Origin of the sequence: Devosia sp. (assembly GCF_017744655.1) — a bacterium.
Lineage (GTDB): Bacteria > Pseudomonadota > Alphaproteobacteria > Rhizobiales > Devosiaceae > Devosia.
Map to the genome: position 1 here is coordinate 59,500 of NZ_JAGIAW010000004.1, position 25,027 is coordinate 84,526.

The 25,027-nt window shown below is 61.0% G+C and carries 23 protein-coding genes; 9 read left to right on the plus strand and 14 right to left on the minus strand.

Annotated features, from left to right (window positions below; translation table 11 throughout):
- Positions 1-24: 24 nt before the first annotated feature.
- The 6 genes from J7557_RS09615 to prpC form a co-directional block, all read right to left on the minus strand.
- The gene (locus J7557_RS09615) at positions 25-2,265 is read right to left on the minus strand and encodes a cellulose biosynthesis cyclic di-GMP-binding regulatory protein BcsB (RefSeq protein ID WP_291419738.1); all 2,241 of its coding nucleotides are present in this window, start codon (positions 2,263-2,265) and stop codon (positions 25-27) included.
- Positions 2,262-4,433 (minus strand): UDP-forming cellulose synthase catalytic subunit, encoded by a 2,172-nt coding sequence (bcsA, locus tag J7557_RS09620; RefSeq protein WP_291419740.1) that lies wholly within the window; start codon positions 4,431-4,433, stop codon positions 2,262-2,264. Before bcsA ends, J7557_RS09615 begins: the two co-directional genes overlap by 4 nt.
- 18 nt (positions 4,434-4,451) lie before the next feature.
- Positions 4,452-5,375 carry a cellulose biosynthesis protein BcsN gene (bcsN, locus tag J7557_RS09625; protein ID WP_291419742.1) on the minus strand — a complete coding sequence of 308 codons (924 nt, stop codon included), beginning with the start codon at positions 5,373-5,375 and terminating at the stop codon, positions 4,452-4,454.
- 238 nt (positions 5,376-5,613) lie between these two features.
- Positions 5,614-6,279 (minus strand): epoxyqueuosine reductase QueH, encoded by a 666-nt coding sequence (locus J7557_RS09630; protein WP_035078157.1) that lies wholly within the window; start codon positions 6,277-6,279, stop codon positions 5,614-5,616.
- Positions 6,280-6,529: 250 nt separating this feature from the next.
- Entirely contained in the window at positions 6,530-7,441 is a 912-nt protein-coding gene (prpB, locus tag J7557_RS09635; protein WP_291419746.1) for a methylisocitrate lyase, read from the minus strand.
- An 18-nt stretch (positions 7,442-7,459) separates the two neighbouring features.
- Positions 7,460-8,596, minus strand: a complete 1,137-nt coding sequence (prpC, locus tag J7557_RS09640) for a 2-methylcitrate synthase (protein WP_291419748.1) — start codon at positions 8,594-8,596, stop codon at positions 7,460-7,462.
- Between the two features lie 179 nt (positions 8,597-8,775).
- Here prpC and J7557_RS09645 point away from each other — a divergent pair, with 179 nt between their 5' ends.
- Positions 8,776-9,321: an AAA family ATPase gene (locus J7557_RS09645; RefSeq protein WP_291419750.1), complete on the plus strand. Its 546-nt coding sequence runs from the start codon at positions 8,776-8,778 to the stop codon at positions 9,319-9,321.
- Between the two features lie 56 nt (positions 9,322-9,377).
- On the opposite strand, the gene J7557_RS09650 is transcribed toward J7557_RS09645, so the two are convergent.
- The 5 genes from J7557_RS09650 to nrdH all read right to left on the minus strand — a co-directional run bounded on the left by J7557_RS09650 (position 9,378) and on the right by nrdH (position 13,902).
- Complete coding sequence (locus tag J7557_RS09650) at positions 9,378-9,977, minus strand: ImmA/IrrE family metallo-endopeptidase (RefSeq protein WP_291419752.1); 600 nt, start codon at positions 9,975-9,977, stop codon at positions 9,378-9,380.
- Between the two features lie 103 nt (positions 9,978-10,080).
- A complete protein-coding gene (gene nrdF, locus J7557_RS09655; RefSeq protein ID WP_291419754.1) occupies positions 10,081-11,055 on the minus strand; it encodes a class 1b ribonucleoside-diphosphate reductase subunit beta in 975 nt (324 codons plus the stop codon).
- 17 nt (positions 11,056-11,072) lie between these two features.
- Entirely contained in the window at positions 11,073-13,247 is a 2,175-nt protein-coding gene (nrdE, locus tag J7557_RS09660) for a class 1b ribonucleoside-diphosphate reductase subunit alpha (protein ID WP_291419756.1), read from the minus strand.
- On the minus strand, positions 13,229-13,633 hold the full coding sequence (gene nrdI, locus J7557_RS09665; RefSeq protein WP_291419758.1) for a class Ib ribonucleoside-diphosphate reductase assembly flavoprotein NrdI: 405 nt from the start codon (positions 13,631-13,633) through the stop codon (positions 13,229-13,231). The genes nrdE and nrdI overlap by 19 nt, the downstream gene beginning before the upstream one ends.
- 47 nt (positions 13,634-13,680) lie before the next feature.
- Positions 13,681-13,902 carry a glutaredoxin-like protein NrdH gene (gene nrdH / locus J7557_RS09670; protein WP_291419760.1) on the minus strand — a complete coding sequence of 74 codons (222 nt, stop codon included), beginning with the start codon at positions 13,900-13,902 and terminating at the stop codon, positions 13,681-13,683.
- A gap of 595 nt (positions 13,903-14,497) precedes the next feature.
- On the opposite strand from nrdH, the gene J7557_RS09675 reads away from it, so the two are divergent.
- The 4 genes from J7557_RS09675 to J7557_RS09690 are packed head-to-tail and all read left to right on the plus strand — an operon-like array spanning position 14,498 to position 17,954.
- Positions 14,498-15,361 carry a metal ABC transporter substrate-binding protein gene (locus J7557_RS09675; RefSeq protein ID WP_291420073.1) on the plus strand — a complete coding sequence of 288 codons (864 nt, stop codon included), beginning with the start codon at positions 14,498-14,500 and terminating at the stop codon, positions 15,359-15,361.
- On the plus strand, positions 15,358-16,251 hold the full coding sequence (locus J7557_RS09680) for a manganese/iron ABC transporter ATP-binding protein (protein WP_291419762.1): 894 nt from the start codon (positions 15,358-15,360) through the stop codon (positions 16,249-16,251). The genes J7557_RS09675 and J7557_RS09680 overlap by 4 nt, the downstream gene beginning before the upstream one ends.
- Complete coding sequence (gene sitC, locus J7557_RS09685; protein ID WP_291419764.1) at positions 16,252-17,109, plus strand: iron/manganese ABC transporter permease subunit SitC; 858 nt, start codon at positions 16,252-16,254, stop codon at positions 17,107-17,109.
- Positions 17,106-17,954 (plus strand): metal ABC transporter permease, encoded by an 849-nt coding sequence (locus tag J7557_RS09690; protein WP_291419766.1) that lies wholly within the window; start codon positions 17,106-17,108, stop codon positions 17,952-17,954. The genes sitC and J7557_RS09690 overlap by 4 nt, the downstream gene beginning before the upstream one ends.
- Positions 17,955-18,131: 177 nt before the next feature.
- Here J7557_RS09690 and arr read toward each other — a convergent pair whose 3' ends face one another.
- Both arr and J7557_RS09700 read right to left on the minus strand, forming a co-directional pair.
- Entirely contained in the window at positions 18,132-18,518 is a 387-nt protein-coding gene (arr, locus tag J7557_RS09695; RefSeq protein ID WP_291419769.1) for an NAD(+)--rifampin ADP-ribosyltransferase, read from the minus strand.
- Between the two features lie 98 nt (positions 18,519-18,616).
- Positions 18,617-19,042: a helix-turn-helix domain-containing protein gene (locus J7557_RS09700; RefSeq protein WP_291419771.1), complete on the minus strand. Its 426-nt coding sequence runs from the start codon at positions 19,040-19,042 to the stop codon at positions 18,617-18,619.
- Positions 19,043-19,109: 67 nt separating this feature from the next.
- On the opposite strand from J7557_RS09700, the gene J7557_RS09705 reads away from it, so the two are divergent.
- Positions 19,110-21,347, plus strand: coding sequence for a heavy metal translocating P-type ATPase (locus J7557_RS09705; protein ID WP_291419773.1), 2,238 nt, complete (start codon positions 19,110-19,112; stop codon positions 21,345-21,347).
- A 157-nt stretch (positions 21,348-21,504) separates the two neighbouring features.
- Here J7557_RS09705 and J7557_RS09710 read toward each other — a convergent pair whose 3' ends face one another.
- Positions 21,505-23,139 carry an alpha-glucosidase family protein gene (locus tag J7557_RS09710; RefSeq protein WP_291419775.1) on the minus strand — a complete coding sequence of 545 codons (1,635 nt, stop codon included), beginning with the start codon at positions 23,137-23,139 and terminating at the stop codon, positions 21,505-21,507.
- 117 nt (positions 23,140-23,256) lie between these two features.
- Between J7557_RS09710 and J7557_RS09715 the strand changes: the two genes are divergently transcribed.
- From J7557_RS09715 to J7557_RS09725, 3 genes are read left to right on the plus strand one after another with little or no spacing between them, the layout of a single operon-like run.
- Complete coding sequence (locus J7557_RS09715) at positions 23,257-23,718, plus strand: GNAT family N-acetyltransferase (protein WP_291419777.1); 462 nt, start codon at positions 23,257-23,259, stop codon at positions 23,716-23,718.
- A 55-nt stretch (positions 23,719-23,773) separates the two neighbouring features.
- Positions 23,774-24,112 (plus strand): cupin domain-containing protein, encoded by a 339-nt coding sequence (locus J7557_RS09720; RefSeq protein WP_291419779.1) that lies wholly within the window; start codon positions 23,774-23,776, stop codon positions 24,110-24,112.
- Positions 24,109-25,005, plus strand: coding sequence for an alpha/beta hydrolase (locus tag J7557_RS09725; RefSeq protein WP_291419780.1), 897 nt, complete (start codon positions 24,109-24,111; stop codon positions 25,003-25,005). The genes J7557_RS09720 and J7557_RS09725 overlap by 4 nt, the downstream gene beginning before the upstream one ends.
- The last annotated feature ends 22 nt before the right edge of the window (positions 25,006-25,027 follow it).

Sequence of the window (25,027 nt, forward strand, 5' to 3'; positions counted from 1 at the left end):
CCAGGAGGAGCGTTGCCAGGCGCTTCATGGCGAGGGTCTCCCGATCTTGGTCAGGACGCGAGAGGTGATCAGCATCAGGAGTACGGCGCCGACCACGATGGCGAGGGCAAAGTACAAAATATTGCCCGAGAACCAGTTGGCGGCGACGCGGCGCAGGTTGAAGGGGGAGACGGATTCCGGCGTGACGATGGACACCGCATTGGCAGGAACGACGGCGATGTCGTCCTCGCCCGGCGCCAGGGCGCTGACGCGGCCGGCAATGCTGCGCCATTTGGGCGTATCGATCAGTCTTTCGGTGCCGGCGTGAAGAGCCGGAGCGGTGGTGGAGGTCAGGACCGTCCAGATGCCGCCTTCGGGCTGGCGGACCTGCGAGACGACGAGCGCGTCGGCGGCCGGGGCATAGGGCAGGTCGGGGGCGGGGACAAGCCTGAGATCGGCGAGGTCCAGTCCCACGGTCTGCTGGAGCCAGTTGGAAATGCCGGAAAGCGGACCTTCGGGTCGGCTATTGCCGAACTGGTCGAGCAGGGTATCGTCGCTGCCCTGACCCGAGGAGGCGGTGCCTATGCCGGTGCGGCCCAGATTGAGCGGCGACAGAGCTGTGGTGGGCATGACGAGGATGGCATTGGCCTCGGGGGCCAGATTGTCCTGCGGCACGATATCGAAGGTGATGACCCGGCCCGACGCGGTGGCGATGCGGGCGGCGAACATCATGGCTGCGACGAGCGAATCCTGGTCCTGGCTGAGGGCCAGGGGCACGGCTTCATCATCGGCATAGGGCCAGGCCGAACCGGTGAGCACCTGAAGATCGGGTACGGCGGTGGCGCGGGCGTAATCGGGCAGGCGCAGATAGCTGTTGCTGGAGAGAACGAAGCGGGCGGGCGCGGCGCCGGTCCAGCCGGGACTGCAGACCGCGTCGGACCGGGTCTGCAGGTTGACGGCCAGCGTTGCCTCATTGCGGCCGGGGCGCAGATTGGTCATGGGGATACGGATGCGCGTATCCTTGAGTGTGCCGCCATCGGTGCGCAGCAGGGGCGTTGCCGAGGCAATCTCGCCATTGGTGTAGATGTCGATTTCGCTGCCGGGCAGCACGTCGCTCGAATAGGCCGCATCGAGCACCAATTCGAGTTCGCCATAGCGATAGGCGTAGAAATCGGAGGGCAGTTCGAACTGCAACTGGGTGGTAAAGCGCCGGCCGTTGAATTCGAGCCGGTCGATGCCGAGGCTGGCAAGGGTCGCCGTGGCGCCGCCTTGCAAGAGAGGCAGGGGATTGGGCAGGTCGAAGCGCGGCCGCTCCGGCGAGACGGGAGCGGCCGTGAGGAGGGCGTCGCCGGCGCGCACGATGGTATCCCAGGTCGGGCCCGAGACCACGAGCGTATCGGCGCCGGAGGGCATGGGCAGCATGGCGGCGAGCGGGCCGGCGCTGGCCTGGGCCTGCGCCGCCTCAAAGGCGGGCGGCAGTTCTGCTGCGGGCATGATGGCGACATCGAGGACGCCGGGAAGGCGCTCCTCGGCGGGAGCGTCGGCGAGGATCACGCTGAGTTTTGGCGTGCGCAAAGCGAGGCCGATCTGCTGGACCAGATGTAGCGCTGCTGCCTGCGCCGCGGGGTCGGTCATGTCCGGGGCGATGAGGCGCAGGGTGGTATTGCCGGTTTCATCGACGCCGACGGCACCGATATCGGTCAGTTGCGTGATGCGTTCGAGGTTTTCGCCCTCGAAGACGAGTTGGGCGCTGCTGCCGGCTATTTCGGTCCAGAGCTGATAGGTCGATTCCACCGTGCAATCGGTGCGATGACGCTGGGTGGCCCGGAATTCGACGATATTGGCGCCGGGGCGGAGCACGCCCGCGGGAACGGCGATGCTGATGGGGGTAGCGCCGGACGAGGAGGCGATGGGCGTAGCCGCGATCTCGGTCTGGTTGATGCGGACGCGCAGGTTCGAAATTTCGGGCGCGACGACGAGCGCATTGAGGAGCGAGAAATTGAGGGTGGCGGGGGCAGCGGCCTGGGCGTCGGTCAGGTAAACGACGACGCCCTGCCTCGCCTCTTCGCCCACGAGGCGCAGATTGGTGCCGGGCACGAGAAAGCGCGAGAAGGTGAGCGGCGCGACCTCTTCAACCGGCGCCGGAATGGTTTCGTCTGATACTGATGGCGCGGGGACAACTACGCGGTCGCTTTCGGGCGACATGTCGAAGGGGGCGGGCTGGGCCAAGGTAGGTCCGAGCGTCGTGAGGAGCGCGATAGAGGTAAGAAGAGTGCGGCGCATCATTTGCCGAGCACCCTTCCAGAACCGAAACGGAGCAGGTAGCCCAAACCACGGCCCGTCTGGTAGAGCGCGATGCCGAGGAAGCGAATGGTGCCGCGGATAATGCCGATATTGACCTGGCGAGCGCTCTGGCGCGCCTGCCAGTTGCCGGAATTGGCATAGATGAGATCGGCAATCAGGCGGTAGTGCTGGCCGCGCTCGGGCATATAGCGGCAGCCGAAGATGACGCCCTTGCTCTCCTGGGTGACGGAGCGGATGAAGACGGGCATTTCGTCGATGCCGATAGTGTCGGAGAGCGGGGTGAAGCGGACGGTGGTAGGCATGCCGCGGCCGAGGCCTGCGGCGCCATTGGGCAGGCGCACGGCGACGCCGCCGCTCGAGACATTGACGAAGCCGGCCTTGACCCAGTTGCCATCGGCGCCGCGCACTTCGCAGCGTCGTTCGACGGCGACGCGGCGGCTGCCCCAGCCCTCGCGGCGCTCGGAGACGACGCCGAGGGCGCAACCGGCGAGGATGAGATTAAAAATGTTCCAGCCGCCGACGACCATGGTCACCTCGGCCTGATAGGGCTCGGCGCCGATCTTGTAGATGGTCATGGCGACGGCAAGGATCAGGAGCAGGAAGATGAGGTAAAAGGGCCGGGCGAGTTCGGAGAGGCGCGCGGTTTCGACGCTCTCGTCCTTGGCGGTGACCTTGAAGCTCGGTTTGTAGGGATTTCTCGCGACTGAAAAGAGCGCGCCCAAGAGGTGCACCGACTGGATATATTCGTAGAGCTCGGAAATCCACGGCCAGCGCCAGCGCCCGAAGAGCGAGTTCTGCATGACGAGATTCACCACCACATAGGTGAGGGTATAGGCGGCGAACTCGCCGGCCGAGGCGGTGAAGATCTGGAGATCGAGGAAGAGGTAGAAGAAGGGCGCAAAGAGAAAGATCATGCGCGGCAGCGGGAAGAGCCAGAACAACGTCGAGGAGAGATAGCAGAGGCGCTGGGGGAGGCTGAGGCCGGACTTGAACAGCGGGAAGCTGAACAAGAGGATCTGCATCATGCCCTGGGCCCAGCGGGTGCGCTGGCCGATGAAGCTGGCAAAGGTGACAGGCTGGAGGCCGGCAACGAGGGGCTTGTCGATATAGATGGAGTTCCAGCCCCGGCTATGGAGCTCGATGGCGGTTTCGCAGTCCTCGGTGATGCTCTTGCCGGAAAAGCCATTGTTGGTGGCAAGGGCCTCGCGGCGGAGGAGGGCGGCGGAGCCGCAGAAGAAGGCGGCGTTCCAGCGATCGAGCCCGCGCTGGATGATGCCGTAGAACATCTCGTTTTCCGACGGCATGACCTCGAAGGTGCGGAGGTTCCTCTCGAGCGGGTCGGGATTGAGGAAGAAGTGCGGGGTCTGGACGAGGAAGAGCTGGTTGTCGCGAGCGAAGTGGGGAACTGTTTCCTGGAGGAAATCGCGGGCCGGGGCGTGGTCGGCGTCGAAGACGGCGACGAATTCGCCCGTTGAATTGGCGAGGCCATTGTTGAGATTGCCGGCCTTGGCGTGTTCGTTGCGGGCGCGGGTCAAGTAGCGGCAGCCGAGCTCTTCGCAGAGCTGTTGGAGCTGTTCATGCCGCTCCTGGGCTGATGCGGCCTGTTCGGGATCCGGGTGGTCGCGCTTGGCTTCGGTCGAGCCATCATCGAGCAGCCAGACGGTGAAGCGATCCTCGGGATAGTCCATGCCGCGAGCAGCGGCGAGGGTGCCGGCGAGGAGTTCATAGTCTTCGTTATAGCTTGGGATGAAGACATCCACCGTCGGCACCGGCTCGTCCCGGGGCAGGCGGATCGAGACGTGGCTGGGCATGGGCCGCACGACCACGAAGAGGCTGAGGAAGAGCATGAGAATGCAGTACATCTCGGCCAGATAGAGGATCAGGCCGGGGATGAAGTCCATCCATTGCTCGACGGGCGGCAGCGTGCTGGTGGTGCGCCAGAAGGCATAGCGCAGCACGATGATGGTACCGAAGGTGAGGAGCAGCAGGCGCCAATTGCCGTCGAGCCGGAGGATTTTGATGACCAGCATGGCGCCGAGCAGGATGGCGCCCATCACAAGATGCGCCTGAAGGCTCACGGGTATGGTGACAAGGAGCAGGACGATCGCCGAGATGGCGATCCAGATGACGACGGTGAGCGCCTTGTTCATCCTGGGCTCCTCTGGGCGTCAGTTTCCGCTCGCGCTCGGCGAGGGAACAATGACGGACGTGGCGGGCGGGCGCGGCACGACTGCACCGGTCTGGCCGCCGGTGCCCGTTGGGCCGGGGACGATGGGCGCGCCGGGTGGCGGCACGGGAATAGTGGTGACGGCGGGCGTTGCGACCGGGGCCGGGCGCGGCTGGGCGGCCGCGGGGCGGGGCGCGGGCTGGCTCGTGGGGATGACTTCGGCAAAGCCGGCGGCGCCGATGGGCTTTATCGGGGCCGCGATCCGGCCGATGGCGGCGGGGGCGCGGAGGGCGGGGAAGACCTCTATGTTGAGGCGCAGATTATACATGGTGCTCAGCAGCATTTCTTCGGAGACGCCGCGACGGCAGAGTTGCAGGCGGATGATGATGGCGCCGCGATCGACAGCGCCGGAGGGTTTCAGGGCCGGCTCGATGCGCTGCCAGGCATAGAGGCAACTATCGCCGTTTGGCGGCTTTGCAATGGCATAGCCGAAGGGGCCATAGGCGTTTTGCACATAATAGGGCGAGACGGCCATTCCCGAATTGGGCCAGGCGGCCAGGGCTTCTTCGGTCAGGTTGACCTGGGTGAAGGGAATATCCTTGAGCGCGGCGTCGCTGCCATCGCCACCCCGCCCGGTGAAGCGGATGATGCTGATCTTGTTTTCGCCGACGCTACGCGCTTCCGTCGCGAGCGAAACGTCCTGCCGGATGGCATTGGGGAAACGCGTTTCGACCACGGTGACGATGGCCGGGCCGCCGGGCGGGGGCAGGATGAAGGCGGAGGAGGCGCGGACGATCTGGGCTTCGGAAGCCGGCATGTCGCTGGTGGTGGAACAGGCGGCAAGGAGACACGCCGAAAGGCCGGCAAGCATGCCGTTTCGCAGCAGGTAGCCGGCTGCGCGCCAAAGCTTTTTAGTGTCCCGCATGTCACGTCAAACCCGATTCTAGCCCAGAAACGCTAGCAACGGCCCTCGGCCTGCTGATTAGCGATCACCAAGCTAGGCAATACAGGGTTAACGAAAACCTAATTTCATACCTTGTTAATTCACCAAGTCCGGTAACATTTTCGGTCAAATGTCCGAAGGGTGAATTAATGGTGCATATCCGCAGTGTTTCACTGCGGAACATCTTTTGGCCACAATTATTGACTTGCCGACGGCGCTACTATTCGGACGTCGTGTCCTTGCCATAGTAGTTCTGGCCCAGGACGATGCGTTCGCGGCCGGTGGAGACGCGGTGCTCGTTGGTATCGCGCAGGGAATAGACGCAGCCGCAATATTCCTGCTGATAGAATTCTTCGCGTTTGGAAATCTCGATCATGCGGGCCGAGCCGCCGCCCTTGCGCCAGTTGTAGTCCCAATAGGAGAGACCCTCATAGGGCGCGACGGCGCGTTTGCCGCTCTCGTTGATCTGGGCCATGTTTTTCCAGCGCGAAATGCCGAGCGAGCTCGTCATCACCGGAAAACCGTGTTCATGAGCGTAGAGCGCGGTGCGCTCGAAGCGCATGTCGAAGCACATGGTGCAGCGAATGCCGCGCTCGGGCTCGTGCTCCATGCCTTTGGCGCGCGCAAACCAATTGTCGCGGTCATAATCGGCGTCGATGAACGGCACGTTGTTCTTCTCGGCAAAGCGCACATTCTCGTCCTTGCGCAGGAGATATTCGCGCTTGGGGTGAATGTTGGGATTGTAGAAGAAGATCGTATATTCGACGCCCGAGGCCAGCATTGCCTCCATCACCTCGCCCGAACAGGGGGCGCAGCAGGAATGGAGCAGCACTTTCTTCTCGCCGGTGGGGGGCGTCAGGACGGGACGTTCAAATTCTTCGCTCATGGGCGGGTGAATAGCAAAAGCTGGGTGGGATTTCCAGTTTTTCGAGAGCGGGCATATTCACTGCCTTTAGGTCTCGCACCCACCTCTCCCTCTGGGGGAGAGGTCGGCCCGCAGGGCCGGGTGAGGGGGGCCTTCCTATTGCTCAGTGTTTGCCGAAGGCCCCCTCACCCAACCGAATTCGCCAAAGCGAATTCGGTGACGCTTCGCGTCGACCTCTCCCCCGAGGGAGAGGTGAGGCTGCGCCTATCCCTCAGATCGGCTCGGGTACAATCGTCGCCACGATGGAGGCATCGAGAGCTTCGTAATCGGCCAGCCCAATCGTGGCGTAGAGCTCTGCGCGGGTCTGCATTTCCGGCACCATGGCCTTGGTCGAGCCATCGGCGGCAAGGGTGGCGTAGAGCTTTTCCTGGGCCTTGTTAGCGACGCGAAGCGAGGAGACCGGCCAGATAACCATGCGGTAGCCCATGTCTTCGAATTCGGAGGCGGTGAAGAAGGGGGTCTTGCCGAATTCGGTCATATTGGCGAGGAGCGGTACGCCGGGCATGCGGGAAGCGAATTCGCGGAACATTTCGGCGGTGTTCAGCGCCTCGGGGAAAATCGCGTCGGCGCCGGCTTCCATATACATTTTGGCGCGGGCGACAGCGCCGTCGATGCCTTCGCTGGCGGCGGCGTCGGTGCGGGCGATGATGTAAAGGTTTCTGCGGGCCTTGGCGGCGGCGTTGACCTTGGCGGCCATGTCGTGGGCGGTCGCCAGCTTCTTGTCGTTGAGGTGGCCGCACTTCTTGGGGAGGAGCTGGTCTTCAAGATGCACGGCGCCAGCGCCGGCTTCTTCGAAGGCGCGGACCATGTGCATGACATTGAGCGCTTCGCCATAGCCGGTATCCCCATCGACCAGCACCGGCAGGCCCGAGGCGCGGGCCACCTGTTTGATGAAGAAGGAGACTTCATCGACGGTGATAATGCCGAGATCTGGCAGGCCCATGGAGGCGGTCATGGCGGCGCCCGAGAGATAGAGCGCTTCAAAGCCGGCGGCCTTGGCTTGAAGCGAGGCCATGCCATTGTGCGCGCCGGGCAGGCGCAGAATGCCGCCGCGTTCGATCAGTGCGCGGAAGCGGAGGCCCGCGGGCTCGTTCGGCAGGTCCGAGGAGAGAAGATAGGGCATGGCGAAAAGTCCTTGGGTTTAGCGCTGATCGATCGGCACGAAAGCCAGATCGTCGGGGCCGGTATAATTGGCCGAGGGCCGGATGATCTTGTTGTCCTGGCGCTGCTCGATGACATGGGCCGACCAGCCCGAGGTGCGCGCGATGACGAAGAGGGGCGTGAACATGGCAGTGGGTACGCCCATCATGTGGTAGGAGACGGCGCTGAACCAATCGAGATTGGGGAACATCTTTTTCGCATCCATCATGGTGGATTCGATGCGCTCGGCGATGTCGTACATTTTTGTCGAGCCGGCTTCCTTGGAGAGTTCCGCCGAGACGGTCTTGATGACCTCGTTGCGCGGGTCGGACACGGTGTAGACCGGGTGGCCGAAGCCGATGATGACTTCCTTGTTCTCGACGCGTTGGCGAATGTCGGCTTCGGCTTGGTCGGGATTGGCGTAGCGCTTCTGGATGTCGAAGGCGACTTCATTAGCCCCGCCATGCTTTGGGCCGCGCAACGCGCCGATAGCGCCGGCGAGGGCGGAGTAGATGTCCGAGCCGGTGCCGGCGATGACACGGGCGGTGAAGGTGGACGCGTTGAATTCGTGCTCGGCGTAGAGGATCAACGAGACGTGCATGGCCTTTACGTGGCTCGGGCTTGGCGCCTTGCCGTGCAGCAGATGCAGGAAGTGGCCGCCGACGGAATCGTCTTCGGTTTCGACCTCGATGCGGCGGCCGTTCTGGGAGAAATGGTACCAATAGAGCAGCATGGAGCCCTGGCTGGCGATCAGGCGATCGGCAATGTCGCGGGCGGCGGCATGGTTGTGATCGTGCGCTTCGGGGAGGATGCAGCCGAGGGCCGAGACGCCAGTGCGCAGCACATCCATGGGATGGGTGGCGGCGGGCAAAAGTTCGAGCGACTGGCGGACGGCCGCGGGGAGGCCGCGGAGGGATCTTAGTTTGGCTTTGTAAGCGGCGAGTTCGGGGCGAGTGGGCAGGGCGCCATGGACGAGGAGATGGGCGACTTCCTCGAATTCGCAATTGCGCGCCAGGTCCAGAATATCGTAGCCGCGATAATGGAGGTCATTGCCGCTGCGGCCGACGGTGCAAAGCGCCGTGTTGCCGGCGACGACGCCCGACAGGGCTACGGATTTCTTGGGCTTGAATTCGGCCATGCGAAGCTCTCCCGGCAGTTTCTGTCAACAGATTTTTATGTTTTTATTCCTTTGCGTCGGACTTTGCCCCAAATGGCATCAATGTGTCGACAGAAAAGTGGAGATGGTGCCTTGCCGGATTTTCGGCCGCACCGTGGCAATCTGGATTTCAAGAGTGAACGCTTCGGGGAGGGCAAAGCATGCGGATTGCCGTGACGGGAACGCATGGCGTGGGCAAGACCACGCTGGTGGAAGATCTTGTGGCGGCGCGGCGTGACGCTCTGCTGGTGCCGGAACCCTATTGGCTCATGGCCGAGGAGGGGGTGCCGTTTGCCGATGGGCCGACCAGTGCCGATCTGGAACTGCAACTGGAGAGAAGCTGCGCACTGATCCTGTCGGAGGCTGAGGAGAGCCTGATCGTCTTCGATCGCAGCCCGATCGACTTTCTCGCCTATCTTGAGGTGATCAGCGAGGATGAGGGCTTTGAGTGGTTTCCCACGGGCAAGCTTCTTTCGAAAATCGAGAAAGCGCTGGCGCGGCTCGACCTGCTGGTCTTCGTGCCGCTGATGCAGCCGGACGATATTGCGGTGAGCATCGAATATCCGGCCCTGCGCAAGAGGGTCGATGCGCGGCTTAAGGCGATCATTCGCAAGGATGAGTTGGGGCTTTTTGCAGAGGGGCCACGCGTGCTGGAAATTTTTGGCCCGCGTCACCTGCGTTTGGTGGGTCTATTAGCGCAGGTCTAGAACGACACAAAAGTTCGAGTCAGAAGAGATCTGGCGCCGCTCTCCCGGCTCTCCGTCTATAAGTTCCAGTTGCGGGCGTTGTGAGACATGACAGTCATTGCCTCCGCATAGTTGTCTTCTGGCTCGTCTGCAGCGCCTGCGACGTAAGTTCGTGCGTGTCGCTGAAGATCGACCATGCGCTTTTCAGTTGCCTCACGGGACAAGCCAAACCGTTCCGAGAGCGCAGTAGCATCGCGGATATCTAAATTCGAAATAAAATTAAGTGGGATGGCGAAGGCTCGCGCAAAATCGTCTGCCTCTTCTTCTTCGCGTTCAACGGAACGACCGTGTTGGTAAATGTTACCAACCTTGCGATTTCTGGCCGAGTGCCGGAGCGCAGCATGACCAATCTCGTGCAAGATTGTAAAGCGTAGCTCTGGGTCTTCTTCGCCAAGGACAACTTGGTCCCAAACGGCATCGGACAGAAAAATCCACTTTTCTGCGGGGTCCCAGCGAGCGGCTATGTCTGACGACACGGCGCCAATCTTCGGGCCAAAACCTCGAATGACCCCTGCTATGCGCAGCCTGCGGAGGGTATCTAGTAGATCCGGGCGCAGATCGTTGGGGATTCCCAAGTCGACGCGGAGGCGGATGACGGCTTGTTCGATGTAGTTCAACGCAATCTCCTTGCGCTAGTGGAACTATATTCGTCTAAGGCGCGACCTATCTGGAGTATAGGAGTGGCACTGCGGCGCCACCCCCTTCTTCATTGAACTTGAATCAAAAATTCCAATCTTCGTCTTCGGTCGCAATCGCCTTGCCGATGACGTAGCTCGAACCCGAGCCCGAGAAGAAGTCGTGGTTTTCGTCGGCGTTGGGCGAGAGGGCCGAGAGAATGGCGGCGTTGACCTTGCAGGCTTCGGGGGGGAAGAGGGCTTCGTAGCCGAGGTTCATCAGCGCCTTGTTGGCGTTGTAGTGGAGGAACTTCTTGACGTCTTCGGCGAGGCCAACCCCGTCATAGAGGTCTTCGGTGTAGCGCGCTTCGTTGTCGTAGAGTTCGAGGAGGAAATCGAAGGCAAAGTCCTTGATTTCCTGCTTGCGGGCCTCGGTCAGGCGCTCCAGCTCGCGCTGGAACTTGTAGCCGATATAGTAGCCGTGCACGGCCTCGTCCTTGATGATGAGGCGGATGAGGTCGGCGGTATTGGTCAGCTTGGCGCGGCTCGACCAATACATGGGCAGGTAGAAGCCGGAATAGAACAGGAAGCTTTCAAGGAAGACGGAGGCGACCTTCTTTTTCAAGGGGTCGGCGCCGTCATACTGTTCCATGATCAGCCGGGCTTTTTGCTGCAGGAACTCGTTTTCTTCCGACCAGCGATAGGCGTCGTCGACGTCCGGCGTCAGGCACAGGGTCGAAAAGATCGACGAATAGGAACGGGCATGTACCGCTTCCATGAAGGAGATGTTCGAGAGAACGGCTTCTTCATGCGGGGTCTGTGCATCACTCATCAGGCGAACGGCGCCAACGCCATTCTGGATGGTGTCGAGCAGGGTTAGACCGGTGAAGACACGGATGGTCAGCTTCTGTTCGTTCGGGGTCAGCGTCGCCCAGGACGGGATGTCGTTGCTGAGCGGCACCTTTTCAGGCAGCCAAAAGTTGGAGGTCAGCCGGTTCCAGACTTCGAGGTCTTTTTCGTCCTGAATGCGGTTCCAATTGATCGCACGAATGCGGCTCAAGGGCTTTACGTGAACGTTCATGTTTGGCTTGCCCTTGGTCACAGCGCGCAGGAGACGCAGCCCTGCACTTCAGTGCCCTCAAGGGCCATCTGACGCAGGCGGATGTAATAGATGGTCTTGATGCCCTTCTTCCAGGCGTAGATCTGCGCCTTGTTGATATCGCGGGTGGTCGCGGTATCGCGGAAGAACAGGGTCAGCGACAGGCCCTGATCGACGTGCTGGGTCGCCGCCGCATAGGTGTCGATGATCTTTTCGGGACCGATCTCATAGGCATCCTGGTAATAATCCAGGTTGTCATTGTTCATGAAGGCGGCCGGGTAGTAGACGCGGCCGATCTTGCCTTCCTTGCGGATCTCGATCTTGGACACGATCGGGTGGATCGAGGAGGTCGAGTGGTTGATGTAGGAGATCGAGCCGGTCGGCGGCACGGCCTGCAGGTTCTGGTTGTACATGCCGTGAGCCATGACCAGATCCTTGAGTTCCAGCCAGTCTTCGCGGGTTGGGATGTGGATACCGGCGGTTTCGAACAGACCCCGGACCTTGTCGGTCGCCGGTGCCCATTCCTGCTGGATGTACTTGTCGAAATATTCGCCGCTGGCGTATTTCGACTTTTCAAAGCCCTTGAAGGACTGATTGCGCTCGGTGGCGATCAGGTTGCTGGCGCGGATGGCGTGATAGGTCACCGTGTAGAAGTACATATTGGTGAAATCGACGCCTTCTTCCGAACCGTAGAAGATGCGTTCGCGGGCGAGATAACCGTGCAGGTTCATCGCGCCGAGGCCGATGGCATGGCTGTCGTCATTGCCCTTGGCGATGGAGGGGACGGACGAGATATTGCTCATGTCCGACACGGCAGTCAGGGCACGGATCGAAGTCTCGATGGTCTTGCCAAAATCGGAAGAGTCCATGGCGGCGGCGATGTTGAGCGAGCCGAGATTGCAGGAAATGTCCTTGCCCATCTTGGTGTAGCTCAGGTCTTCGCTGAACTCGCTGGCTTCGCTGACCTGCAGGATTTCCGAGCAGAGGTTCGACATGGTGATGCGGCCGTCGATCGGGTTGGCCTTGTTCACCGTGTCTTCGAACATGATGTAGGGGTAGCCGGACTCGAACTGGATCTCGGCGATCACCTGGAAGAATTCGCGGGCCTTGATCTTCTTCTTGCGAATACGGCCGTCGGCGACCATTTCGCGGTACTTTTCGGTGACCGAGATTTCGCTGAACGGCACGCCATAGACGTTCTGCACGTCATAGGGCGAGAACAGGTACATGTCCTCGTTGTTCTTGGCCAATTCGAAGGTGATGTCGGGGATCACGACGCCAAGCGAGAGGGTCTTGATGCGGACCTTTTCGTCGGCGTTTTCGCGCTTGGTGTCGAGGAAGCGCATGATGTCGGGGTGGTGGGCGTTGAGATAGACCGCACCTGCGCCCTGACGCGCGCCAAGCTGGTTGGCATAGGAGAAGGAGTCTTCGAGCAGCTTCATCACCGGGATGACACCAGAGGACTGGTTCTCGATATGCTTGATGGGCGCGCCCATTTCGCGAAGATTGGTCAGGCTCAGGGCCACGCCGCCGCCGCGCTTACTAAGCTGCAGGGCCGAGTTAATCGAGCGGCCGATCGACTCCATATTGTCTTCGATGCGCAAGAGGAAGCACGAGACGAGCTCGCCGCGCTGGGCCTTGCCGGCATTGAGGAAGGTCGGGGTCGCGGGCTGGAAACGGCCAGCCATGATTTCGTCGACGAGATCGCGGGCAAGCTGTTCGTTGCCGCGGGCGAGGGTCATGGCCACCATGCAGACGCGATCTTCGTAGCGCTCGAGATAGCGCTTACCGTCGAAGGTTTTTAGCGTGTAGCTGGTGTAATATTTGAACGCGCCGAGGAAGGTCGGGAAGCGGAACTTCTTGTCATAGGCGTGATCGTAGAGATCGCGAATGAAGTTGAAGGAATACTGATCGAGCACGCTGCGCTCATAGTAACCTTCAACGGACAAATATTCGAGCTTCTCCCGCAGATTGTGGAAGAAGACGGTGTTCTGGTTCACATGCTGCAGGAAATACTGGTGCGCAGCCTGCTTGTCCTTGTCGAACTGAATCTTGCCGGCCTCGTCATAGAGGTTCAGCATCGCGTTGAGCGCGTGATAGTCCAGGCTCTGATCCTGGACCTGACCCTTGGAGGCCGGGCGATCTTCCGTGCGGTCTAGTGTGAGCGTGTCCAAAACCGTTCGAGTCCTTGCTTGACGTTTTCTACGTCCTCTGCCGTGCCGAGAAGCTCGAAGCGGTAGAGGAGAGGCACGGCGCATTTCTGGCTGACGATCTTACCCGCCTCGCCATAAGCTGCGCCAAAATTGGTGTTTCCGGCAGCAATCACGCCTCGAATGAGGCTGCGATTGGCTGGATTGTTCAAAAAGTGAATGACCGGCTTGGGCACGGTACCCTTGCCATTGGCGCCGCCATAAGTGGGAACCACCAGAACATAGGGTTCATCCACCTGCGGTGGCTCGCTGCCGGCGTCCACCGGCAGCCTTACGCTTGCAAGTCCCAGTTTCGTGACGAAACGGTGGGTATTTTCCGAGGTGCTGGAATAATAAACGATCTGGCTCATGCCTGCACCTCGTTCCTGTCGCGCAGTGAACCGCGCGACGTCCTAAATCAGGCGAGGCCGCCGATCATGTCGGGGCGGAAACCAGCCCAGTGCTGATCACCGGCGACCACGACCGGAACCTGACGGTAGCCCATTTCCTCGACGCGCGCATAAGCGTCGGCGTCTTCGGAGATGTCGACCACCGTGTAATCAATGCCCTTTCGGTCGAGCGCGCGCGTGGTTGCGGTGCACTGGACGCAGGCAGGCTTGGAATAGACGGTGATAGTCATCGGATCCTCACGAGGGATGGTTCTAAAAACGGGGTTCAACGCTTTAAAACAACTGCAAACGCGCGCCGGTCCATCGCCATATATAACGGTTTTGACCGGCCTTGGGCTCCATTCCACTCTTTCGAATCGAACAAGCCCTGAACGCTATATGTAGTATGCGGCACCAATCCTTACTGCAAGGTATATGGTTTGTGTCAGTCCTGTCATCAATGGCTTGACAGACCAATTGTGATCGAAAAATGCCGGAATTTAGCGTTTTTTAAGCCTGTCAGATTCGCGGGTCTGAGCGCACGCCCCCCGTGTCAAAAATCGTTCAAATTTTGCTCTTGTGGAAAATGCTGGGGATGCCCGTGACGGTCAAAAGGGATTCGTCGTGGAGATATAGGGACATAGGCCAGGGAGGGGTTTTGTCCCCGTCAAACACACTTTGTTAACTGCCGCAAAGTGCCTCTTCCCAACCATGCTTTTTGCAAACCATTCCTACTTGCAACTTTTCGGCGCCTCTATACATTGAGTGAAAATGCAAATCATTCGCAACAAGGATTGCTCTATGCTTTTCGGTACACGACGCCAGGCCCTTGGGACGCTGCTTGCTATGGGACTGTCGGTCGCGCTTCCCGCAATTCCCGCTCTCGCCCAGGATAAGTTCAAGGCCGTCACGAGCTTCACCGTCATTGCCGATATCGCCCAGAATGTTGCGGGCGACGCTGCGGTGGTTGAATCCATCACCAAGGCTGGCGCCGAGATCCACAATTACCAACCCACCCCCGGCGACATCCAGCGCGCCCAGGGTGCCGATCTCGTTCTCTATAACGGGCTCAATCTCGAACTCTGGTTCGAGCGTTTCTTCGCCAACCTGCGCGATGTGCCGAGCGTCGTGGTTTCCGACGGCATCGAGCCCATGGGCATTGCCGAAGGCCCCTATCAGGGCAAGCCGAACCCCCATGCCTGGATGTCGCCCAGTATTGCCATGATCTATGTCGACAATATCCGCGACGCCTTCGTCGAGCACGATCCGGCCAATGCCGAGACCTACAAGGCCAATGCCGAGGCTTACAAAGCCAAGATTTCGGCCATGATCGAACCGATCCAGGCTGAACTGGCCGCCGTGCCCGAGAACAAGCGCTGGCTCGTTACCTCGGAAGGCGCGTTTTCATATCTCGCGCGCGATTTCGGTTTGAAGGAGCTTTACCTGTGGCCGATCAATGCCGATCAGCAAGGCACGCCGCAACAGGTGCGAAAGGTGATCGATGCCATGCGTGAGCATTCCATCGGCGTCATCTTCTCGGAAAGCACCATTTCTCCGGCACCGGCCGAGCAGGTCGCCCGCGAGACCGGCGCCAAATATGGCGGCGTGCTCTATGTGGACTCCTTGACGGAAGCCGATGGCCCCGTGCCAACCTATATCGACCTCCTCCGCGTTACCTCTGAAACCATTGCCAAAGGCCTTACGGAATGAATGCCCCCCTGCGCCATGCCGAGGTTGAGACCGGCACTGGCATCGCCGTCAACGGCGCTACCGTTACCTATCGCAATGGCCTGACCGCCATTCGCGATGCGAGTTTTGCCATTCCCACAGGCACCATAGCGGCGCTGGTGGGTGTGAATGGCTCGGGCAAGTCGACGCTGTTCAAGGCCATCATGGGTTTTGTGCGACTCGCTCGCGGCGAGATTTCCGTACTGGGCATGCCGGTGGCGCAGGCGCTGAGGAAAAATCTCGTCGCTTATGTGCCGCAGTCCGAAGAGGTCGACTGGAATTTCCCGGTTCTGGTCGAAGATGTCGTGATGATGGGGCGCTATGGCCATATGGGCATGCTGCGCCTTCCCAAAAAGGCCGACCACGATGCGGTGGATGCGGCGCTGAAGCGCGTCAATATGAGCGAATTCCGCAAGCGCCAGATCGGCGAATTGTCGGGCGGGCAGAAGAAGCGCGTCTTTCTCGCCCGCGCTTTGGCGCAGGATGGGCGGGTTATCCTTCTCGACGAGCCGTTTACCGGCGTCGATGTGAAGACCGAGGACCAGATCATCACCCTTCTGCGCGAACTGCGCGACGAGGGCAGGGTGATGCTGGTGTCCACGCACAATCTCGGCTCCGTCCCCGAGTTCTGCGATCGCACCATTCTTATCAAGGGTACGGTGCTGGCCTATGGGCCGACCGAGGACACTTTTACGCAGGAAAACCTCGAAAAAGCCTTTGGCGGCGTGCTCCGCCACTTCGTCATCAATCACGCCCCCAATGGCGAGCATTCCGGTGTCGGCGTCTTTACCGATGACGAACGCCCGCTGCTCTTTGAAGGCGGCAAGGCGCGGCGCCATTCGCCCGACGAAAAGCCGGAGGAGCAGCCGTAAATGGAACTGCTGCTCGAACCCTTTTCCTACGGTTATATGACCAATGCCATGTGGGTCTCGGCCCTTGTCGGCGGGGTCTGCGCCTTTCTCTCCTGCTATCTGATGCTAAAAGGCTGGTCGCTGATCGGCGATGCGCTGAGCCACTCCATCGTTCCCGGCGTTGCCGGCGCCTATATGCTGGGCCTGCCCTTTGCCCTCGGGGCCTTCTTCTCCGGTGGCCTCGCTGCCGCGGCCATGCTTTTTCTCAATCAGCGCACCAAGCTCAAGGAAGACGCCATCATCGGCCTGATCTTCTCAGCCTTCTTTGGCCTGGGGCTCTTCATGGTCTCGGTCTCGCCGGTCTCGGTGAACATCCAGACCATTGTGCTGGGAAACATCCTCGCCATCACCCCTGAAGACACTCTGCAGCTCGCCATCATCGGCTTCGTCTCGCTGGCCGTGCTTCTCGCCAAGTGGAAGGATCTGATGGTCACTTTCTTTGACGAAAACCACGCCCGCTCCATCGGGTTGAAGCCGGCGGTGCTGCGGGCCGTGTTCTTCGTGCTGCTCTCGGCATCGACGGTTGCCGCCATGCAAACGGTTGGGGCTTTCCTTGTCATCTGCCTTGTCGTCACCCCTGGTGCCACGGCTTATCTCCTTACGGACCGTTTTCCGCGGCTGCTGATCATTGCCGTGGCCATCGGCACGATCACGAGTTTTGTCGGCGCATATGTCAGTTACTTCCTCGACGGCGCCACGGGCGGCATCATCGTCGTGTCGCAGACGGCGATCTTCCTTCTCGCCTTCTTCTTTGCGCCCAAGCATGGGCTCCTCGCAGCCCGTCGTCGTGCCGCCGAAGCCCTGGAGGCAGGTCAATGAACCTTTGGGATTTTCTCATCCTGCCCTTCCAGTTCGAGTTCATGAATAATGCGCTTGTTATCTCGGCCTTGGTCGCCGTGCCGATGGCGTTGCTCTCATGCTTCCTGGTGCTAAAGGGCTGGTCGCTGATGGGCGACGCGATTTCCCATGCCGTGTTTCCCGGCGTGGTACTCGCCTACATTTTCGGCATCCCCCTCGCCATCGGCGCCTTCGCCGCCGGCATGTTCTCGGCGGTGGCCACGGGCTTTCTCAAGGACAATAGCCGCATCAAGCAGGACACGGTGATGGGTGTAGTCTTCTCCGGCATGTTCGGCCTGGGGCTGGTGCTCTACGTCAAGATCCAGTCCGACGTGCATCTCGACCACATCCTTTTCGGCGACATGCTGGGCGTTAGCATGGGTGACATCATCCAGGCGCTGGTGATCGCAGTGGCCATTGCCGGCATCATCGGCATCAAGTGGAAGGACTTCTTACTGCACGCCTTCGACCCTGGTCAGGCCCGAGCCGTGGGCTTGCGTGTAAACCTCCTCCATTATGGCCTTCTCGCCATGATCTCCCTGACCATCGTCGGCGCCCTGCAGGCCGTCGGCATCATCCTCTCCATCGCCATGCTCATCGCCCCCGGCGCAATAGCCTTCCTCCTCACGCGCCGCTTCTCGACCATGCTGATGCTCGCCACCGCAATTGCCCTCGTAGGCTCGCTGCTCGGCGTCTACCTGTCCTTCTTCATGGACAGCGCCCCCGCGCCGACAATCGTTCTGCTGCTGACGGTCGTTTTCATCTGCGCGTTTATCTACTCGACCGGGAAGGCAGCGCGGGTGGAGAGCCGGGAGATAGCGGGATAGCCACCGGCCTTCCCCTCGCCCCTTGTGGGAGAGGGACAGGATTTTTGCGTTCAGCAAAAATCCAGGGTGAGGGGTATCTCTCCTCCGCAGAGGAGCAAGTGATAGGCACCGTAAGAATACCCCTCATCCGGCGCTACGCGCCACCTTCTCCCATAAGGGGAGAAGGAAGATCGGGGGCTAGTCTATCGCCTCCACCCCGGCCTGCCGCATCCGCTCCACCCCATCCTTCATCGCCTGCAACTGCTCGGCTGGATGCCCCACCCATCCCGTCACCTCGCCAACCACCCTTAGCGGCTGCCGGCTCCGATAAGACTTCGTCGGATTCCCGGGAAATTTCTTGTCCGTAAGATTGGGGTCATCGACAAACTCGCCCGTCGGGTCGACGACATAAATCCGCTGTCGTCCCTCGCCCTCGGCCAGTTCCGCACCCCAAATGGCCGCTTCCAGTGTCGCGGCAAAATAGATCCACGACGCCGGCTTGCGCCGCCCGAAGTTGGAGGCATAGCCCGGCGATAGCAGATCCCCGGTTTTGAGATCGGCGCGCGTTCCGTGGCAATAAATCATGGCAAGCTCCCTTGGCTCTGTGGGAGTGCGGTTATAGTGCAGCCTGCCGGGCTTGAAGCAAGCCCTTCGTGCTCCATATCTAGAAGTGGGAAGGAGACTTAGTCTCCGTGATACTTGCACTTCCCGTGGTCAGCCAGAATATCGATGACCTTGCAGGTTTCCACTCGCCCGTGCGAACACCCCACCACCATTCGTTCCAGCTCATGCTGCAGCGCCGTCAGGCTCGCGATCTTCTGCTTCACATCAGCCAGATGCCGGCTCGCAATCGCATCGGCGTCCTCGCAGGAAACGTTCGGCTGATCCTGCAATGACAGCAGCGTCCTGATCTCGTCGATCTCGAAACCCAGTTCGCGCGAGTGCCGGATAAAGGTCAGCCGCTCCAGATCCCGATCGTCATAGCTGCGCCGATTGCCCTCCGTGCGCGGCGGGGAAGGGAGGAGGCCGATCTGTTCGTAATAGCGAATGGTGGGCACTTTCACCCCGCTCGCCTGCGACACATTGCCGATCGTGATGCCCTGCTGCATTTTGCGCTTGCTCCTCTAGTCACTAGAGGATGTACGCCGGTTCCAGATAAAATCAAGGAGCCGAAAGATGAGCGCCGAGGAAACCAGCACACGCTTCCGTGTCGAAGGCATGGATTGCGCAAGCTGCGCCAGCAAGATCGACACCGCCGTGCGGCGCTTGCCGGGCGTTGAAGATGTTTCCGTCTCCGTTGTCGCCGGTACTCTCACACTTGGCCACAAGGGCGCCGATCTCGCGCAAGTGCAGAAGAAGGTCACCGACCTCGGCTATCGCATTTCCCCGCTGACCGGCGCTGTGCCCAAGGTGGCCGCCAAGCAGCATGATCATAGCCACAATCACGGTCATGACCACGCCGATCACGACCATGATCACGATCACGATGACAAAAAGCCCGACGCGCTCGAAGGCATGCACGGTCACGACCACGCCGCCGAAGACGGCCCCTGGTGGAAGACCGCCAAGGCACAGTTGACCATTTTCTGCGGCCTCGCCGTCGCCGCTGCCTTCGCGCTCGAGCGCTTCTTTCCCCAGTGGCACAACGAGCTTTTCATCCTCGCCATGCTGGTCGGCCTGCTCCCCATTTTCCGCCGTGCGCGCATGGGGATGATGAATGGCAGCCCGTTCTCCATCGAAACGCTGATGACCGTCGCCGCGGTCGGGGCCGTCTTCATCGACGCGGCCGAGGAAGCGGCCATTGTCGTCTTGCTCTTCCTTGTCGGCGAATTGCTCGAAGGCATCGCCACCGGCCGCGCTCGCGCCAGCATCAAGGCATTGGCGAATCTCGTGCCGCGCCGCGCCCACCGCGAAGTGGATGGCAAGGTCAGCGAAATTGACGCTGCCGATCTCGCCGTTGGCGATGTTGTCCTTGTCCGCCCCGGCGATCGCATGCCCGCCGATGGCGTGGTTCTTTCAGGCGAGGGCTCGGTCGACGAAGCTCCGGTCACGGGCGAATCCGTGCCCCGCCACAAGGGCCCCGAAGATCAGGTCTTTGCCGGCACCGTCAACCAGGACGGGGCCCTGCGCGTTCGCGTCACTGCCGCAGCGGCTGACAACACCATTGCCCGCATTGTCTCGCTCGTCGAAACCGCACAGGAATCCAAGGCACCGACGGAGCGCTTCATCGATCGATTCTCCAAATATTACACGCCTGGCGTGCTGCTGGTTGGCGCCCTCGTCGCCATCCTGCCGCCATTGCTGACGGGCGCCTCATGGGATGAGTGGGTCTACAAGGGTCTCGCCATTCTCCTCATCGGCTGCCCCTGTGCGCTGGTTATTTCGACGCCGGCTGCCATTGCCGCGGCGCTTTCGGCCGGTGCCCGCCAGGGCCTGCTCATGAAGGGCGGCGTGGTGCTCGAACAGTTGGGCAAGATCAATATGGTCGCGCTCGACAAGACCGGCACGCTGACCGAACGCCGTCCGCAGGTGACTGACGTCATCGCGGTGGGACGTTCGGAGGCCGAAATGCTGCGTCTGGCGGCAAGTCTCGAAGTCGGGTCCAGCCATCCCCTGGCCACCGCCATTTTGGCCAAGGCTAAGGCGGCTGGTGTTGAGCCGGTTGCGGCCAGCAATGCCGGCGCGCTGGGTGGCAAGGGCGTGGTCGGTACGCTCGATGGGGGCGAGCTTTTCCTTGGTTCGCCCAAGGCGGCGGCTGTTCGTGTGCCGCTCAGCGAGGATTTTTCGATCCGCATCGGGGCGCTCAATGACGAGGGCAAGACGGTTTCGGTTCTGCTCGCCGGCAATGACGTGGCGGGCCTTATCGCCATGCGCGACGAGCCGAGGGACGATGCCCGCGCCGGCCTGGCTGCGCTCAAGGCATTGGGTGCCGATGTGGTCATGCTTACGGGTGACAATGCCCGCACCGCCAAGGCGATCGGGGCCGATCTCGGTATCGCCGTGAATGCCGAATTGCTTCCGGAGGATAAGCAGCGCATCGTCCTGGGCCTCAAGGCCGAGGGGAAGCTGGTCGCCAAGGTCGGTGATGGCATCAATGATGCGCCGGCGCTGGCGGCTGCCGATATCGGCATTGCCATGGGCGGTGGCACCGATGTGGCGTTGGAGACGGCCGATGCCGCTGTGCTGCATGGACGGGTGATGGACGTTGCCAACCTGATCCGCATCTCGCGGGCGGCGATGTCGAACATCTGGCAGAACATCACCATCGCGCTGGGGCTGAAGGCGGTGTTTTTGGTGACGACGATCATTGGCGTCACCGGATTGTGGCCGGCGATTTTGGCGGATACCGGGGCTACGCTGCTGGTCACGGCCAATGCGCTGCGGTTGTTGGCGTGGAAGGGGCAGAAGGGCTAGGCATCCGTAGTCCTCACCCTGAGATGCTCGCCAGAGGCGAGCCTCGAAGGGCGAGGACGTGCCCGGATATCCGGCGCCACGCCCCCGTGGTTCGAGGCTTCGCTTCGCTGCGCACCTCACCATGAGGGCTACTGAGGCCGTGGATTGGGCGTTCTCTTCAGCCCGCCTTGTAGCGAACCTTTCCCTCGCCCGCTGGGGCTTCGACGATGGCAAAGCCATTCGGCCCCAGTGTCAGCGCCTTGCCTTCGAGATTGGCATTGTGACTGACGGGTTCGAGCGTTGTTCCGGTCTTGCTGACCGCTACCACGCGCTCTTCGGCCGAGAGGTTAAAGATGCAAATGAGATCCTTGTTTCCGGCCGAGCGGCGGAAGGCGAGGACGGGTTCGTCGGTCTTGAAAAAGTCGATAGAGCCGGTCAGCAGGGTCGGGTGCGACTTGCGCCAGGCGATGAATTTGCGGAAGAAATTCAGCGTCGAATCCGGATCGGCATTTTGCGCGTCGACGCTGAGCGCCAGATGCGCTGCCTTCACCGGCAGCCAGGGCGTGGCGGTCGAAAAGCCACCATGGGCAAGGTTATGTTGCCACGGCATCGGCGTGCGGCAGCCGTCGCGGCCCTTGTCTTCCGGCCAGAAGCGAATGCCGCGTGGATCGGTCAGTTCCTCATAGAGAATATCGGCTTCCGGCAGGCCCAGTTCTTCGCCCTGATAGAGGCCGACCGAGCCTTTTATCGTCATGACCAGGGCCGCGGCCTGGCGCGACAGATCGGCCGGTGAGGCACTAAACTTGGCCCAGCGGGTCATGGGACGGATGACGTCGTGGTTGGAAAAACTCCAGCAGGGCCAGCCGGTTTCGTCTTCCGAGAAGAAACGCGCGACCTTTGAGCGGAAGTGGTCGGCGCTGAATTTGGGCCCGAGGAAATCGAAGGAATAGCACATGTGCAGCAGGTCCTTGCCGGATGTGTACTGCTTCATGAGTTCAAGGCCGCGCTCGTCGTCGCCGACTTCCCCGACGGTGGTGGCGCCGGGATAGGCATCCATCATCTTGCGCACGCGCTTGAGCCAGCCGACATTTTCGGGCTGGCTTTTGGAATATTTGTGGCTCTGCATGTCGTAGGGGTTCACCGCCGGCTTGCCTTTGAGGGATTTCAGCGGCGGATTCGAGCGCAGTTGCGCATCGTGGAAATAGTAATTGACCGTGTCGAGGCGGAAGCCATCGAGACCGCGATCGAGCCAGAAGCGCATGACTTCAAGGACGGCTTCCTGGACGGCCGGATTGTGGAAATTGAGGTCCGGCTGCGAGGTCAGGAAGTTGTGGAGGTAGTATTGTTTTCGCGAGGTGTGCCATTCCCAGGCGGAACCGCCGAAGACGGAGAGCCAGTTGTTCGGCGGGGAGCCATCGGGCTTGGCATCGGCCCAGACATACCAGTCTGCCTTGGCGTTATCGCGGGAGAAACAGGATTCGCGGAACCAGGGGTGTTGGTCGGACGTATGGCTGACGACCTGGTCCATGATGACTTTGAGGCCCAGCGCATGGGCCCGCTCCATCAGCTGGTCAAAATCCTGCAGGGAGCCGAAAAGCGGATCGACCTGCATATATTCAGAGACGTCATAGCCCATATCGGCCTGGGGCGATTGGGTGATGGGCGAAAGCCAGATGCAGTCGACGCCGAGGCTGGCAATGTGGTCGAGCCGGTCGATGATCCCCGGCAGGTCGCCGATGCCGTCGCCATTGCTGTCCTGAAACGAACGCGGATAGACCTGATAGATCACTCCGCCGCGCCACCACTCGGTCATTGTCTTGCTCCTCGTCGGGCCATGGGGCCAAATCAGCTTGAAGCTATCGGGTTCTGGCGAAACTGTTAATCGGCGTCTCACGCCGTTTGGTGCAAGGCGGACATGCCTGGAGGGCTTATGAGCGATATCACCACCGGCCTGCTGATCGACCATGATGAGGTGTTGAGCGATCTCGTCGATCTCTTCGAAAGCGAATGGGCCGATTGGTACAATCCGCGCGGGGCTTCGGCGCGGGCGGACTTGACCGAGCGTCGGGAGCGGAACCGGCTGCCGCTGGGAATTGTCGCTTTCGTCGGTGGCAAGCTGGCGGGGACTTGCGCGCTGACCTTGAGTTCCGGTGGGCTAACCGAGCGCTCGCCGTGGCTGGGTGGATTGCTGGTGGAGCCAAACCTGCGGCGGCAGGGCGTGGGGCTGGCGCTGGTCAACCGGGCCAAGACGGAAGCGCGGAGGCTTGGTTTTGCGCGGCTTCATGCGTTGACGGCGGAGGCGCGAGACCTGTTCGAACGTGACAGCTGGCGGCTTGCCGAAAATGTCGAGGTCGGCGGCGTCTGGCACGGGATTTACGTGACCGCGCTTTAGGCTGTCGAAACGCGGCTCTCCCGTTCGTCGTTGTGATGAGAAGAGGAGACAGACCATGACCTATGTTTTGCGCGCTGCGGATCGGCCGGCGTCGCCCAGCCGTACCATTCGTTTTGAAGGCGGCAGCTACGGTACGCCGATTTCGTTTTTCTCGGTCGACAATGAGCCAGGGCAGGGGCCGGCTCTGCATGTCCATCCTTATCCCGAGACCTGGATCGTCAAGCGCGGCAAGGCGCTGGTCGTGGCCGGGGAGGAGACATTTGAGCTGACGGCCGGTGACATCGCCATCGCGCCAGCCAATGTGCCGCACAAGTTCACCAATATGGGGCCCGATCGACTGGAAATCGTCTGCATTCACGCCGCGGGCGAGATGGTGCAGGAGAATCTGGAATGAGATTGGTCATGTTGAAGCGGGTGATAGCGGGCCTGGTTCTGGCTGCTGCCCTCGTTGTGGCTATCCCTAGCTTTGCCCAAGGAGATGTGTTGATGAGCGTGCCGAGCAAGTCAGACCGTGTTTCGGTCAATGGGGTCGAGATCTATTACGAAATTCACGGCGAAGGGTCGCCGCTGGTCATGCTGCATGGTGGCGTCAATCCAGCGGACTTTTTCGGTGCGCCGCTTGCCGCCATGGCTGAAGATCATCAGGTCATCGCCATCCACATGCGTGGGCATGGGTTCAGTTCCGACGCGGCAACGCCCTGGACCACCGAGCAGATGGCCGACGATGTCGACGCGGTTCTTGACGCGCTGGGGTTTGAGAAGGTCGACGTCATGGGGTGGTCGCTGGGTGGCGGCGTGGCGCTGCAAACGGCGCTCCGCCATCCGAAGCGGGTCCGAAAGCTGATCGTGATCGGTATGAACGTCAAAAGCAGCGGAAATTATCCAGAGGTGCTGACGGCATTCAAGGAAATGCCGTCCATGGCCCCGGCGATTGGCGCGCAACTGGCGGAGTCTCCGCTCGCGGAGCTTTATCCCGATGCCGATTGGGAAGCGATCATGCGCAAGACCGGGGAGATGAACCAGGGCGAATTTGACTGGAGTGCAGATGTCAAAAACATCAAGGCGCCGACCCTTCTGATCTTCGCCGATGCCGACATGATGTATCCCGAGCATATCGCCGAAATGTATCGCCTGTTCGGCGGCGGTACGCGGGATGCCCGCTACGATGGCGCCTTGCGCCCCACCGTCAACCAGTTGGCCATCATTCCCGGAACCACACATTACGACATGGTTCAGAAGGGGCTAAAGCCGGTCACCGACTACGCCAAGGCGTTTTTGGCGCAGTAGTACTGCGCTCCACTAGCGGGGA